The 13,616-nt window shown below is 68.4% G+C and carries 10 protein-coding genes; 4 read left to right on the top strand and 6 right to left on the bottom strand.

The features are described 5' to 3' along the window. Nucleotides 1–9: 9 nt before the first annotated feature. The 5 genes from MTAB308_RS03660 to lysX form a co-directional block, all read right to left on the bottom strand. The gene (locus MTAB308_RS03660) at nt 10–1,893 is read right to left on the bottom strand and encodes a putative bifunctional diguanylate cyclase/phosphodiesterase (protein ID WP_077097972.1); all 1,884 of its coding nucleotides are present in this window, start codon (nt 1,891–1,893) and stop codon (nt 10–12) included. Nucleotides 1,894–1,960: 67 nt separating this feature from the next. Continuing rightward, nucleotides 1,961–4,087 (bottom strand): Rv1355c family protein, encoded by a 2,127-nt coding sequence (locus MTAB308_RS03655; RefSeq protein WP_077097970.1) that lies wholly within the window; start codon nt 4,085–4,087, stop codon nt 1,961–1,963. A gap of 98 nt (nt 4,088–4,185) precedes the next feature. Continuing rightward, nucleotides 4,186–4,851 carry a TetR/AcrR family transcriptional regulator gene (locus MTAB308_RS03650; protein ID WP_077098182.1) on the bottom strand — a complete coding sequence of 222 codons (666 nt, stop codon included), beginning with the start codon at nt 4,849–4,851 and terminating at the stop codon, nt 4,186–4,188. Nucleotides 4,852–4,997: 146 nt separating this feature from the next. Continuing rightward, nucleotides 4,998–6,518 carry an alpha/beta hydrolase gene (locus MTAB308_RS03645; RefSeq protein ID WP_216823642.1) on the bottom strand — a complete coding sequence of 507 codons (1,521 nt, stop codon included), beginning with the start codon at nt 6,516–6,518 and terminating at the stop codon, nt 4,998–5,000. A gap of 76 nt (nt 6,519–6,594) precedes the next feature. After that, complete coding sequence (lysX, locus tag MTAB308_RS03640; protein WP_083746422.1) at nt 6,595–9,936, bottom strand: bifunctional lysylphosphatidylglycerol synthetase/lysine--tRNA ligase LysX; 3,342 nt, start codon at nt 9,934–9,936, stop codon at nt 6,595–6,597. Nucleotides 9,937–10,380: 444 nt separating this feature from the next. Between lysX and infC the strand changes: the two genes are divergently transcribed. The 4 genes from infC to MTAB308_RS03620 are packed head-to-tail and all read left to right on the top strand — an operon-like array spanning nt 10,381 to nt 12,492. Continuing rightward, entirely contained in the window at nt 10,381–10,989 is a 609-nt protein-coding gene (gene infC, locus MTAB308_RS03635; protein ID WP_077097963.1) for a translation initiation factor IF-3, read from the top strand. Between the two features lie 51 nt (nt 10,990–11,040). Continuing rightward, a complete protein-coding gene (gene rpmI / locus MTAB308_RS03630; protein WP_077097961.1) occupies nt 11,041–11,235 on the top strand; it encodes a 50S ribosomal protein L35 in 195 nt (64 codons plus the stop codon). Between the two features lie 57 nt (nt 11,236–11,292). Further along, nucleotides 11,293–11,688 (top strand): 50S ribosomal protein L20, encoded by a 396-nt coding sequence (rplT, locus tag MTAB308_RS03625; RefSeq protein WP_067878574.1) that lies wholly within the window; start codon nt 11,293–11,295, stop codon nt 11,686–11,688. Nucleotides 11,689–11,697: 9 nt separating this feature from the next. Next, nucleotides 11,698–12,492 carry a TrmH family RNA methyltransferase gene (locus MTAB308_RS03620; RefSeq protein WP_077097959.1) on the top strand — a complete coding sequence of 265 codons (795 nt, stop codon included), beginning with the start codon at nt 11,698–11,700 and terminating at the stop codon, nt 12,490–12,492. Here MTAB308_RS03620 and MTAB308_RS03615 read toward each other — a convergent pair. Next, on the bottom strand, nt 12,479–13,522 hold the full coding sequence (locus MTAB308_RS03615) for an oxygenase MpaB family protein (protein WP_077097957.1): 1,044 nt from the start codon (nt 13,520–13,522) through the stop codon (nt 12,479–12,481). The genes MTAB308_RS03620 and MTAB308_RS03615 overlap by 14 nt on opposite strands. Between the last annotated feature and the right edge of the window lie 94 nt (nt 13,523–13,616).

The following is a 13,616-nucleotide window of genomic DNA, read 5'->3' as shown; positions in this document are numbered from 1 at the left end:
CCCGCGGGCCTAGACAACGTCCTTTCTCCCCGGTGTTTCAGGCTGCGGCGCGTCGCTGGCGTCGGAGAAGTCCATCGGGATGACGCGCTTGGCGAGCAGCGACTCCATCGCCGCGCTGTCGAGCGGACGTGACAACAGAAAGCCTTGCGCCCGAGAGCAACCCAGGGCTAACAGCGTCTTGGCCGCCGCCACCGTTTCGACGCCTTCGGCGACGACGTCGAGCCCGAAGGCGTCGGCCAGCGCCAGTGTCGACCGCACGATGGCCAGGTCGCCGGGATTGGTGTCGAGGTGGTGGACGAACCCCTTGTCGATCTTGAGTGCGTCGACGGGGAGGGACTTCAGATAGGTCAGCACACTGTAACCGGTGCCGAAGTCGTCGATGGCGATCTGTACACCGATGTCCTTCAGGCCGAACAGCGTCTTGCGGGTCGCGTCGATGTCTTGGACCACGACGCTTTCGGTGATCTCCAGGCACACGGTGCTGGGATCGAGGCCGAACTCCTCGAGGGTCGTCGTGACGGTGTCGACGATGCCCTCCGTGACGAGCTGCACGGGCGACACGTTGATACGCAGCACGGCACCGTGCCCGACGCCGCGTGATTGCCACATGCCGAACTGCGCACACGCCGAACGGATTACCAGGCGTCCGAGCTTTGCGCCCAGGTTGATCGATTCCACCACCTGGATGAACGAATCGGGCATCAACAGTCCCAGAGTGGGGTGTTGCCAACGGATGAGCGCTTCCGTGCCCAGGATCTCTCCGGTGCGCATGTCGAACTCCGGGAGGTAATGCAGCACCAGGGCGTCGCTATCGTTGTCGATGATCCCTTCCAGGTACAGCTCGATGTCGTTGCGGATCATGTCCGTCCTGGACATCTCCGGGCTGAAGATCGCGACCTTGTTGCCGCCGGAGCTCTTGGCCGTCCGGGTGGCCTGATCGACTCGGCGCAACAGATCGGACGTGCTTTCCGACCCCGGGATGCCGGCCGCGACACCGATGCTCACGGTGCGACTGAGCATCTCGCCGTCGATCACGACCTTCCGCTGAACCCGGGAGTGTATCGATTGCGCGAATTCCTCGGCGGCCTCGACGTCCATGGATGCGGCCGGTACGACGACGAACTCGTCACCGCCGAAACGGGCGATCACCGAGGGAACGTCGGTGGCGGCGCGCAGCAGCGCGGCGAAGGCCTCGATGAACCGGTCGCCCGCGTTTTGCCCGAGGCGTTCGTTGATCACCTTGAATCGGTCCAGCGCAAGGAACACGACCGAGACGGAGCCCGGCTGCCCCGCGGCAAGCCGTTTGTCGAGGTACGCGATGAGTGCCCGGCGGTTCAGCAGGCCGGTGAGGTCGTCGTGCTCGGCGAGGTAGTGCAGCTGCTCTTCGGCGACGATGCGGGCCTGCAGCTGAGCGAAGAGGGCGGCGACCGCCTGCAGCGCATTGAGCTCTTCCGGTAGCCATTCGCGGTCGCCGACCTTGCCGAACGCCAGGGTGCCGGTCGTCACGTCTCCAGACAGCAGCGGGACGGCGGCGAGGGAGACCGCACCCCACCCCGTGCCCTCGTCGATATTGCTCTGGTAGTCGGCGTTCGCGGCCTCGGGGCGTACCACTTCGGGCACCTTGAGGTTTTCGGCCCGGGTGAAGACCGAATCGGCGTCCGCGAAGTACACCACGCCGATCGGGTCGGGGTCGGCGTTGCGCGGCGGCCACTCGGCGACGAGCACCGTGGCGCGGATCGTGTGATCGTTGTGGCGCAGGAAGCTGAAGTCGACGCCCAGGTCGCTCACCAGGTTGCCGAGCACCCGTTGGCTGATCGCCGCAGAGTCAGCCGCGCTGGCCGCCATCAACTCGGCGGCAGCAGCGGTGACCAGGTGGTCTAATGCGCCCGACATTGCCCTTACCGTAGCGTTAACTGGCGCGCGGCGACGGTATTAGCTAGCGCGTCTAGCAATGATTCGCTCAACTCAGCACCCGAGCCCTGTCCAGGCTGCGCCGGCTCGGTGCCGATGCCGGTGGTCCGACCGTGAACCGCAGTACCAGCACGATGGATTCTTCGTCCGGGATGTCGATCAGGCCGCGGAAGTCACGCTGCAACTGCCTTAGCTGATCGGCGAACTGTGGCGAGAGCGCGTCGAAGTCGGCCGGGGTGTGCGCGTAGAGGAAGACCGGTGAGACCGGCTGCACGGCGAGCCCGCGCTGCTGGGCGATGATCCAGACCAGCTCGACGGCCGAGCCCCCCCTCGCGTAGTCGCGTAGCTCCCCGCCGGGCACGCTGACAACGGCCAGGGCCGAACTGGCCAGTATCCGGTCGCGGGTTTCCTCCCCGAGCGCGCTGCCCGCGTCCCACCGGGCCAGGTGAGCCATGACGTCCGGGCGGCGCAGGACTTCGAGCAGCTCCAGATCGCCGGCATCCAATTCGAGGCTGCGCACCTCGATGCCGGTGTCGGGGTCGGCATCGCCGGGCCAGCGCAATTCGGAGACCATCTCTCGATGCAGGTGCGGCGTCAGGTAGCGGGTGCGGTCGGATGCTGCGAGAATCGTTGCCGCACGCACGATGTCGTCCCGATCGATGATCACGCGCAGCCGCGCGCCTTCCCGTTGGGCGGCGGCGGTGAGCGCCTCGATGGTGGCGGCGTCGATCGGCTCGGGCGTTCCGTGGTGGCGGTTGGTCGAACGCTGCAGCATCGGTTGATAGAGGTCGGCAAGTGTCGGGTCGGCGCCGTCGGCAAATGTCAGGGTGGCGCGCAGTGGCGTTCCGTCGACGTCATCGGTCAGCGTGGCGGGCCCCAGGGCGTGGTGCGCCGCCGCGGCGATCCTGGCGTTCTGGAGCGCGGCGCCGACCGCGACGGCGCTGCCACGAAACCCGACGTCCATGGTCGAAGTGTGTTGGGCGGCAACGTCTATGGTGATGCCGGTGGGCCCGGCCTGTACATACCAGGGCTGTACGTTTCCGCCGGAGGGGGCACGGACCGCGGCGGCGGCGATAACTCCGGGTATCCCGGGTAGCTCCGCCGGCTCGTGATTTTCTGCCGGCGCCGGGCGGTGCCGGGCCATGTCGGGCTCGTCGAGTTGGTCGAGCGCCCAGGCGATATCGACGCGCGTGCGGCCCGAGCGCAGTGGTTCGCCGAGCCCGATCCTGCGCACCCCCTCCGCCAGTGCCGACGCGCCCAGGACCACATCGGAGGCCAGCTGGGGCCAGGTCGACACGGTGCGGTCGATCTCTATCAACGAAGCGGCCGCCCGGGGCGAAAGTCGTTCGGCCTCAAGGTGTCGCAGGATATGCGGGACCTTTTCACGGCTGCTCATGCCGGGCAGCAACCCGATGTCGAGGTCGCCGAGCAATCCGTGCAGGATCGGGCGGTCGGGCTCGTGATCGAAGCGCTCCACATCCACGAGTCCACGGTCGCTGGTCGCCATCAGCACCGGGATGCGGCGGGCGCGGGCGCCTTCGCGCAGAACCGCCTTCATGTCGAGCGAATCGCATTCTTCGATCACGATGTCGAGCCCGTCCACGAACGCGTCGACCGTGTCGAGCGTCAGGCCGGCGTCCACGACCTCCACCGGGAGGTAGGGGTCGAGCTCGGCGATCCTGCGCGCGGCCACACAGGCTTTGTTGATGCCGATGTCGAACACGCTGGCGGGCACCCGATTCAGGTTCGACAGCTCGAGGTGATCGAAGTCGGCCAGCCGCAGGCGGCCGCACAATCCCTGTGCGGCCAGCGTGTGCGCGATCACGTGGCCGACGCTGAGGCCGGCCACGCCGATGCGCAGCCGGCCGAGCTGTTCCTGTTCGGGTGGGGTGATGTTGTTGCGATTGCGGTCCAGGCGCACCGCGCGATACCCGCGGGGGCCCAGCACCGCCACGACCGCGCGCCGCCACGGGTAGTACGCCCACCGACCGCCTTCCGCCAGCAACTCGGCATCCGGGGCCGGCCGAAGGCCGCGCAGGTTGGCCAGCTGGGTGTCGCGGTGGTCGATGAACTCCACGGTGGGGTCGGCTCTGAGCCGTTGCAGCACGGAACTGTCGCCGAAGTCGCCGGGGTCGAGAATCTGCGCGGTGTAGGCGGTTTTCTCGGACGCGTCCATGGTGGTTCGTGTATAGCACCCGGCCGGTGGCTCGGCGGGTCAGACGTCGCGCTCGGGCGAAAAATGTGACGCGGGCAATAAACGCTCGCCGAATGGGCTCACCAAGCGACGATGTCGCCGCCTGGGCGTTCGGTTTCCTCGAGGAATAGGCCGTGCCGGAGCAGGCTGGTGACCGAGGCGTCCCAGCGTCGCAGCTGCGGCTCGCTGAAGAACGAGTTGCCCAGGTAGAGCTCGATGTACGGGTGCAGAATGATGGCGCCGATGCGCAGGATGACGACGTTGATCGCCGCCCAATCGGGGTCGAGGTCCGGGTGTGTATTGCCCTGCGCCACGAAATGTTCGCGCTGGGCCGTACTGATACCCAGCAGACCCTCGAAGATGACCGACCCGAATGCGCCGCCCTCGGCGAGCGCGCGCCCGAGATAGGTCATGACGTCGGGACGTTCCACCATCAGTGCGGTGAGCCGGCGCCCGGCTTCGTTGAGCCCGTCGGAGGGTGGCTCGGGCAGCGTTCTGGATTGCAGTGCCTCACCGACCACTTGCAGCACGTACTGATCGACGGCGGCGGTCAGCGCAGCCTTGGTGCGGAAGTGGTGCTGCACCAGCCCAATCGACACCTCCGCGGTCTCGGCGACCGTGCGCAGCGGCGTGGCAGCGATACCGCGAAGACCAAAGCAGCTCAACGCGGCGTCACGGATCCGCTCCTTGGCCGACGGCTCGGGCGGCTCGGGCGGGTCGTACGGAAACAGGCGGGTGGTTCCCACGGCCGGACAATACACCCGCATCGCATCCCAATATGGGGGTATCGAATTACCGTATTCGCGTATCGTCCCCCGCATTTGCGTTGCGCGCGAGCAGGCGTCGGACGGCCACCTGCTTCGACGAGCAACTCGAGAAGCGACCGCGACCGCTACTTGCCGGCGGTGCCGGAATGCTGGGCGGGGACCACGACCTGGCTGGGTGGTGCGGGCGGGGCGGAGGCGGCCGGCAGCGGGGTCCGGGTGACCCCGGGGGTGCCGAGCCGGCCGGCCAGCCACGGCAGCGCGGCCGCGAAAGCCCTGTCCGCAAACGGCCAGTCGTGCTTGCCCGGCTGGGGGAGGACCGCGCAGTCGATGCCGTTGGCGCGGCCGAGCGCGCACAGCGAGTAGGCGGCCGCCGTCTGGTTGCTCGGGTTGGCCGCGGCGTCACGACTCACCAGGCGCATTGCGCCGGCATCGGTTACCGACGCGTCGCGCCGCGGTGCGGGCGGGCCGTCCGAGGAGATGGCGAACCAGCCGGACACGTCGCGGTAGCGGCCGTGGCGGTTGATCACCGTGGTCGGGTCGAATGCCGCCCAGGCCTCGGCGTTTCCGCCGAACAGCCTGGCGATGGTCTGGGCCTTGGTGCCCGCGTTGGGGTAGAAGTCGCCGGCGACGTCGACGAACGCGCTGAACATCTCGGGGTGCATGACGGTCAGGTCCACGGCGCAGGTCCCGCCCATCGACCAGCCGGCAATGCCCCAGTTGGACCGGTCGGGGCTGACGCCGAACTTCGAAATCATGTAGGGAACAACGTCTTTGGTGAGGTGGTCGGCGGCGTTGCCGCGAACGCCGTTGACGCATTCGGTGTCGTTGTTGAAGGCACCCCCGGAGTCGACGAATACCAACACCGGCGCCTTGCCGGAGTGCGCGGCCGCGAAGTCGTCAATCGTCTTGACCGCGTTGCCCGCCCGTGTCCAGTCCGCCGGCGTGTTGAACTGCCCGCCGATCATCATCACCGTTGGCAACGCCGGCGGCGGGCTGTCCCCCGCAAGCGGGTGGTGCCCCCTCGTGAACCATTCGGGCGGCAGGTACACCAGTTCGCCGCGATGCTTGAAATGGGATGCCTCCGAAGGGATCACCACCGGCACCACGCTGCCGTGCGATGGCCTGGCCCGCGTTGCGACCATCGCCGTGACGGTGGCCGGGTCGGTCTGATCGGGCAGGGGGCCGGACGTGAGCTGGTTCCACGCCGCCTGCACGGTCGGGAAGTAGCCCACCCACAGGTTGAGGGTCAGCGCGGCGCAAAGCAAACACAGCGGCACCGCGAGCGCGGTCGCTCCGCGGCGCCACGGGGGCGCGCTGCGCCAGCCCAGCACCAGCACCGCCGCGGCGAGGCCGGCCAACGCGATCCACACCCACAGCGCCGACGGCGCCGGTTCGTCGGACAGGCCGCGATCGACGACGTACCAGTGCGTCACATACGCGGCGGTGCCTCCGACCAGGCCGGCCAGCGGCAGCCAGACCGTCCGCCAGCGCCGCGACCGCCAGCCCACGGCCAGCGTCAGCACGACCGCGGCACCGATCTGGATCGTCGCCGGCACCCAGCCGTGCATCAGGGACGTGTGACCACTCGCCAGCAAATGCGCCGGCCCGAGGCTCGCTGGGGGCGCGGTGGCGGTCACGTGACTCATTGTGAGGGATTGTTAACCGCCCCGGAACATAATCGCCGAAGCCGGCCCGCGCCGCCGGGAGGACCTCGGCGACCGTTCAGTGCGGCTTGGCCAGCGGGAATGGCAGGGTCTCGCGGATGCTGCGGCCGGTTATGAGCATGACGAGCCGATCGATGCCCATGCCCATCCCGCCGGTGGGCGGCATCGCGTATTCCATGGCCTGCAGGAAATCTTCGTCGAGCTCCATCGCTTCGGGGTCCCCCCCGGCGGCCAGCAGCGACTGCTCCTGCAAGCGGCGCCGTTGCTCCACCGGATCGGTCAGCTCGCTGTAGGCGGTTCCCAGCTCGACGCCCCAGGCCACCAGGTCCCACCGCTCGGCGACGCCGGGCTGGCTGCGGTGTGGCCGGGTCAACGGCGACACCGAGGTGGGGAAGTCGATGTAGAACGTCGGCTGCTCGGTCTTGTCCTCCACCAGGTGCTCGTACAGCTCGAGCACGACCGCGCCGGAGTCCCAGTGCGCGCGATAGGGAATGTGGACGGCGTCGGACAGCTTGCGGAGGGCGGCCAGCGAGGTCTCGGTGTCGACGCGCTCGCCGAGGGCTTGCGACACCGCGTCGTACACGGTCTTCACCGGCCAGGTGCCGGAGATGTCGACCGGCTCGAGACGCCCGTCGGTGCCGTCACCGCCGCTGCGCGGCCGCAGCACCGTCTGCTCGCCGTTGGCGGCCTGCGCGGCATTCTGGATGAGCTCCCGGCAACCATCGATCCACGTCTTGTAGTCGGCGTGCGCCTGGTAGGCCTCCAGCAGGGTGAACTCCGGATTGTGGCTGAAGTCGACGCCCTCGTTGCGGAAGGCCCGGCCCAGTTCGAACACCCGCTCCACGCCGCCGACGCACAGCCGCTTCAGGTACAGCTCCGGCGCGATGCGCAAGAACAGGTCCATGTCGTAGGTGTTGATGTGGGTGACGAACGGCCGGGCGGTGGCGCCACCGTGGACCTGCTGCAGGATGGGCGTCTCGACCTCGATGAAACCCTTGGCGAACAGCGTTTCCCGCACGGATCGCAACACGCTGCTGCGGGCCTTGATCAGATCGCGCGATTCGGGGTTGACCGCCAGGTCGACGTAGCGGGTGCGCACCCGCGCCTCGGGGTCGGTCAGCCCCTTCCACTTGTTGGGCAACGGCCGCAAGCACTTGCCGATCATCCGCCAGTCGCGCACGATCAGCGAGCGGGTCCCGTTCTTGCTGTAGCCCATGTGCCCGGTCATCTCGACCAGGTCACCGAGGTCGATGGCCGCGGTGAAATCGGCGGTGCGGCTGTGCTCCAGGTGCGAATTGTCCAGCAGCACTTGAAGTTCGCCCGACCAGTCACGCACCTCGGCGAACAGCACGCCACCGTAGTCGCGTATCCGCAAGATGCGGCCGGCCACCGACACGCTTTCCTCGTCATCGGCATCCAGCGCGCGGGCGATGGTGTGGCTGGGCGGGGTCCCCACCGGGTACGCGTCAACACCGTTGCGCTGCAGGATCTTCAGCTTGGCCAGGCGCACCCGCACCTGTTCGGGCAAGCGGGACCTGGACTCCTCCGCCTCGGCGGCGCTGGCGCGGCGCTGCAGCCCGCTCACGTCAGGAGCCGACCCGTCGTGGTGCAACAGCCCGGACTCGGCCAGCCTCGCCGGGACGGCGGGGTGATGCCCGGTGTGCGTCTTGCGCCGGCTGAACGGAAAGACGAGGAACCCCTCGGCCAGGGCCGAAGCGACGCCGACGCGGGGAATCAGCCGGGCGTCCTCGTAGCAGGCGTAGCGGGGCACCCAATCGGGTTGGTACTTCATGTTGGAGCGGTACAACGTCTCCAGCTGCCACCATCGCGAGAAGAACAGCAGGAACCCGCGCCACAACCGGGCAACCGGGCCCGCGCCCAACTGGGCGCCCTGCTCGAATGCGGACCGGAACATGGCAAAGTTCAGCGAAATGCGAATGATGCCAAGGGTTTCCGCGTTCAGGGCAAGATCGCTGACCATGAGCTCGATGGTGCCGTTGGGGGATTGCGGGGAACGGCGCATCAGGTCCAGGGAGACGCCGGTGCTTCCCCACGGGACCAGCGACAGCATCGCGACCACCCGGCCGTCGCGGTCGAGGGCCTCGACCAGCAGGCAGTCCCCGTCGGCGGGATCGCCGAGGCGGCCCAGCGCCATCGAGAAGCCGCGCTCGGTTTGGGTGTCGCGCCAGGCGTCGGCGCGCGAAATCGTGTCGGCCATCTCGTCGGCGGAAATGTCGCGGTGGCGCCGGATGCGCACCGTCAGACCGGCCCGGCGGGCCCGCGTCACCGCCTGGCGCACCCCGCGCATGTCGGGGCCGGACAGCTTGAAATCGGACGCCAGCAGGATGGCCTCGTCGCCCAGCTCCAGCGCGTTGAGGCCGGCCTCCCGGTAGGCCTGGGCCCCCTGCGAACTGGCGCCCATCACCCCGGGCGCCCAGCCGTAGGTCTGACAGAGCCCCAACCACGCGTCGATGGCCTGCGGCCACGCCCTTGGATCGCCCACGGGATCGCCGCTGGCCAGGCAGACGCCGACCTCGACACGGTAGGTGACGGCGGCCCGGCCGCTGTGCGCGAACACCACCGACTTGTCGCGGCGGGTGGCGAAGTACCCCAGGGAGTCGTTCTTGCCGTACAGCTCCAGCAGCCCGCGGATCGCCGACTCGTCCTCACCGGTCAGCGCGTTGTCGGCGCGCTGGGACTGGAACAACACGATCGTCGCCGCGATCAGCGCGAGCGCGCCGAACAGCCCGAAGACGGCGTTGAGCAGGACGTGCGGCCGGCCGGTGAACGCGTCCGGATCGACGAGGGAGAACCCGACGACCCGGTTCACCACGTACCAGAAGCGCGAGTCCGGCGCCAGGGTGCCCGGGAACATCTCGACCAGGCCCCAGGAGGCCAGGATGCCGATCACCCACCCGGCGATCAGCACCGCGGTCGCCTTGAACAGGGCGGCCTTGCGCACCTTGGCCCAGAACTGCCGATAGGACAGGACCAGGAGCACGATCGCGACGATGTGCACCGCAAAACCGAGATTCTCGCCGAAGGATTCGGCCGCGGTGTTGTCCCCGGCGGCGATGTCGGCGGCGTTCAGCGCTGCGGCCAGGATCATGTTGCCGAGCAGCAACACCCAGGCGACGCGTTTGCGCGCGGTGAGCGCGGCGGCCAGCAAGGCGAGCACGAACGACCACGCGATGCTGGTGTCGGGGAAGTTGAACAGGTAGTCGTTGATGAATTCCCGCGGGACCTTGATCAGCCACCGGATCAGGGGCGACACGCTGGCGACCAGTGACACGGTCGCGATGACCCCGACCGTCCAGCCCGCCGCCGCCGGTACCCACCGATACCGGGAGTTCGGCTGGCTGCCCGAACGCGGGCCGAAGCGGGACGTAGCTACAGTCACAGACCGCGAGGATAAGCCCTCAACCCATGAAAATCCTGGCGAAGCGCCAAGCGCCACGACGGGCAGTTGCCCGCGGTGCCAGTGTGGCGCCGCCGCGACGCACTGCCGCCCGGGCGCGGACGTGCTGGAAGACGCCCCACGGCTGCTAAACTGTGGGCTGCGACCATCCCGGTGAACGCCGGGGAACAGTAAGTGGAGTCCCACTCCCACCGCTAGCCGCGAGACAGGCTTCGAGCCTCTTTTAGGCGACACGGTCCGGTCACAGGCATCGTGGATGCCTTTCCGCGGGCAGCGCGGGCGGCTGGCAGCAGCCGCGATCGGTCGGCATTGGGCCCTGCTTGTGCAGGGCTTTTTTGCTGGTGGGGTGGGTTTCACCGCTGCGCCTCCGACAGGCATCGGGACTGGCCGCCACCGGAGAAGTAGAAGCCCAACAAGGGAGGCCCCATCAGCACTGAGACCCGCGTCAACGAGCGCATCCGCGTACCTGAAGTCCGATTGATCGGCCCGGGAGGGGAGCAGGTAGGCATAGTGCGCATCGAAGACGCACTGCGCGTCGCCGCGGACGCCGATCTCGATCTCGTCGAAGTTGCCCCCAACGCCAGACCGCCGGTCTGCAAGATTATGGATTACGGCAAGTTCAAATACGAGGCGGCGCAAAAGGCGCGCGAATCCCGCCGGAACCAGCAGCAGACCGTCGTCAAAGAACAAAAGCTGCGACCCAAGATCGACGATCACGACTACGAGACCAAGAAGGGCCACGTAATTCGCTTCCTAGAGGCGGGATCGAAGGTCAAGGTCACCATCATGTTTCGTGGACGCGAGCAGTCGAGGCCCGAGTTGGGCTACCGATTGCTGCAGCGGCTGGGCGCGGATGTCGCCGACTACGGATTCGTCGAAACGTCCGCCAAGCAGGACGGCCGCAACATGACGATGGTGCTGGCGCCGCACCGCGGCGCGAAGACCCGCGCCAGGGCGCGGCATCCCGAGGGACCGGGGAGCACTGCGGCGACGGACGCCGACGCGGCGCCGGACACGGACCCGTCGGCCAACTGACCAGACAGCGCGAGCAAGTACGAGCAGCACGAGAAACCAAGTAGAGGAAACATGCCCAAGGCCAAGACCCACAGCGGGGCTTCGAAGCGATTCAGGCGCACCGGAAGCGGAAAGATCGTGCGCCAGAAGGCGAATCGGCGCCACCTGCTCGAACACAAGCCCACCAAGCGAACCCGGCGGCTCGACGGCCGCACGGTGGTGGCAGCGAACGACACCAAGCGCATCAACAAGCTGCTCAACGGCTGACCGGCCGACCAGACCCTGACGAACCAATTACTGCCTGAACGAGAGTAGGAACACCCAATGGCACGCGTGAAGCGGGCGGTCAACGCCCACAAGAAGAGGCGCAGCGTCCTGAAAGCCTCGAAAGGCTATCGCGGCCAGCGATCCCGGCTCTACCGCAAAGCCAAAGAGCAGCAACTGCATTCGCTGAACTACGCCTACCGCGACCGCCGTGCGCGCAAGGGCGAGTTCCGCAAGTTGTGGATCTCGCGGATCAACGCGGCCGCGCGCGCCAACGACATCACCTATAACCGGCTGATCCAGGGCCTCAAGGCCGCCGGCGTCGAGGTGGACCGCAAAAACCTCGCCGACATCGCGATCACCGATCCGGCGGCGTTCACCGCGCTGGTCGAGGTCGCCCGGGCGGCCCTGCCCGACGACGTCAACGCCCCCTCGGATTCGGGAGAGGCCGCTTAACCCCCGACCATGCCCGCGGCCCTCACGGAACGCTCGGCCCGGGTGGTCGCGGCGGTCAAATTGCATCGGCACGTCGGTCGGAGGCGGGCGGGACGGTTCCTGGCCGAAGGCCCCAACCTGGTCGAGGCCGCGTGCGCTCGCGGGTTGATCCGCGAGGTGTTCGTCACCGAAGCCGCCGCGCAGCGGCACGCCCCGCTGCTGGACGCTCAGGACTGCCCGGTCCATCTGGTCACCGAGCGGGCCGCGAAAGCGCTGTCGGACACGGTCACGCCGGCGGGGTTGGTCGCCGTGTGCGACATGCCGGCGACCCGGCTCGAGGACGTGGTGGCCGCCCCGCCGCGCTTGGTCGCGGTTCCCGTCGCGATCGGTGAGCCGGGCAACGCGGGCACGCTGATCCGCATCGCCGACGCCATGGGCGCGGGGGCGGTGCTCCTCGGGGGCCACAGCGTCGACCCGTACAACGGCAAGTGCCTGCGCGCCTCGGCGGGCAGCATCTTCTCGATCCCGGTGGTCGCCGCGCCCGACGTCCCCGCGGCCGCCGCCGCCTTGCGCGCCGCCGGGCTGCGGGTGCTGGCGACCACGATCGACGGGGCGACACGCCTCGACGAGGCGGACCTGGCCGCGCCGACGGCATGGTTGTTCGGGGCCGAGGCACACGGGTTGCCGGCCGAGCTCGCGGCGGCCGCGGACGACCGCGTGTGCATTCCGATGTCCGGCGGCGCCGAGAGCCTGAACGTCGCCGCCGCCGCGGCGATCTGCCTCTACCAGAGCGCCCACGCTCTGGGTCTGCTCAAGCGGCCCTGACGCGCCCCCGGGCCGGCCGCAGACCCGCCAGCGAGAGCGTGCCGTGCACCAGTGAGCCGGCCCGCTCCATGAGCGCTTTGGCCGGGTCGAGAGCGGACCTCGGCCGGGGCGGAACGTAGTGCATCGGCAGCCCGCGGCGGTCGCGCGGCGGGCCCATGAACGCCGGAGCCTCGACCAGCGGGGCGTCGCTGGGCAGCCGCCCCTCGGCACGGCGATAGGCCGCCAGCGCGCGCGGATGCAGCCGGATCTCGTCGGGGACCGCCAAAAACGCCAGCTCGACGGCCTTGCCGAACAGGCGCAGCAGCACCTCGTCGCCCGCCGTCCAGTGCAGTCCCGCCTTTTCGCGCACCGCGGGCTCGAACAGCCCCGCCGCGATCCAGCGCTGGCCGGCCACCAGCGGCTTGAACAACTGGTCCCAGACCGGCGTGGGCATCAGCACGAATTTGGGTTTGGGAATCCGGATCTTGAAGATGTCCAGCGTCGCCTGGTTGATTTCCAGCTCCTCGCGGCAGACCCGGTCCCAGTACTCCTGGAACTCCTCCCACGACGTGGGCACCGGCCGCATGCTCATGCCGTACATCCGGTACCACTGCACGTGCTCGTCGAACAGCTGCCGCTTCTCGGCCTCGGTCAGCCCCCCGCAGAAGTAGTCGGCGACCTTGATGATGAGCATGAAGAAGGTGGCGTGCGCCCAGTAGAACGTCTCGGGGTTCAGCGCGTGGTAGCGACGCCCCGCGGCGTCGACGCCCTTGATGGTGCGGTGGTAGCCCTTGATCTGCCGGCCGGTCTCGGCGGCCCGGTCGCCGTCGTAGACCACGCCCATGATGGGGTACACCGAGCGGGCCACCCGCTGCAGGGGCTCCCGCAGCAGGATGGAATGTTCCTCGACGCCGGCGCCCAGTTCCGGGTACATGTTCTGAATCGCCCCGATCCAGATGCCCATCATTCCGGTGCGGAGGTCACCGAAGTACTTCCAGGTGAGCGAGTCGGGTCCCAGCGGATCGGCGGATGTTGTTGCCATGGCAGTCATCTCGGCCTCCTGCGCCTAACTGGGCTCACGATAAGCTCTGACAACGCGCGTTGTCTAGAATTTCGGCGGGCGCGTCGGGCGACGTTGTCGAGTC

This window comes from Mycobacterium terramassiliense (assembly GCF_900157385.1).
Lineage (GTDB): Bacteria > Actinomycetota > Actinomycetes > Mycobacteriales > Mycobacteriaceae > Mycobacterium > Mycobacterium terramassiliense.
This window is presented reverse-complemented; position numbering and strand designations above follow the sequence as displayed.

Excerpts from the sequence above, each read along its gene's own strand:
- MTAB308_RS03645 (WP_216823642.1), bottom strand. The coding sequence starts at position 6,518 with ATGAGTCACGTGACCGCCACCGCGCCCCCAGCGAGCCTCGGGCCGGCG.
- MTAB308_RS03615 (WP_077097957.1), bottom strand. The coding sequence starts at position 13,522 with ATGACTGCCATGGCAACAACATCCGCCGATCCGCTGGGACCCGACTCG.
- MTAB308_RS03620 (WP_077097959.1), top strand. The coding sequence starts at position 11,698 with ATGCCCGCGGCCCTCACGGAACGCTCGGCCCGGGTGGTCGCGGCGGTC.
- MTAB308_RS03655 (WP_077097970.1), bottom strand. The coding sequence starts at position 4,087 with ATGGACGCGTCCGAGAAAACCGCCTACACCGCGCAGATTCTCGACCCC.
- rpmI (WP_077097961.1), top strand. The coding sequence starts at position 11,041 with ATGCCCAAGGCCAAGACCCACAGCGGGGCTTCGAAGCGATTCAGGCGC.
- rplT (WP_067878574.1), top strand. The coding sequence starts at position 11,293 with ATGGCACGCGTGAAGCGGGCGGTCAACGCCCACAAGAAGAGGCGCAGC.
- MTAB308_RS03660 (WP_077097972.1), bottom strand. The coding sequence starts at position 1,893 with ATGTCGGGCGCATTAGACCACCTGGTCACCGCTGCTGCCGCCGAGTTG.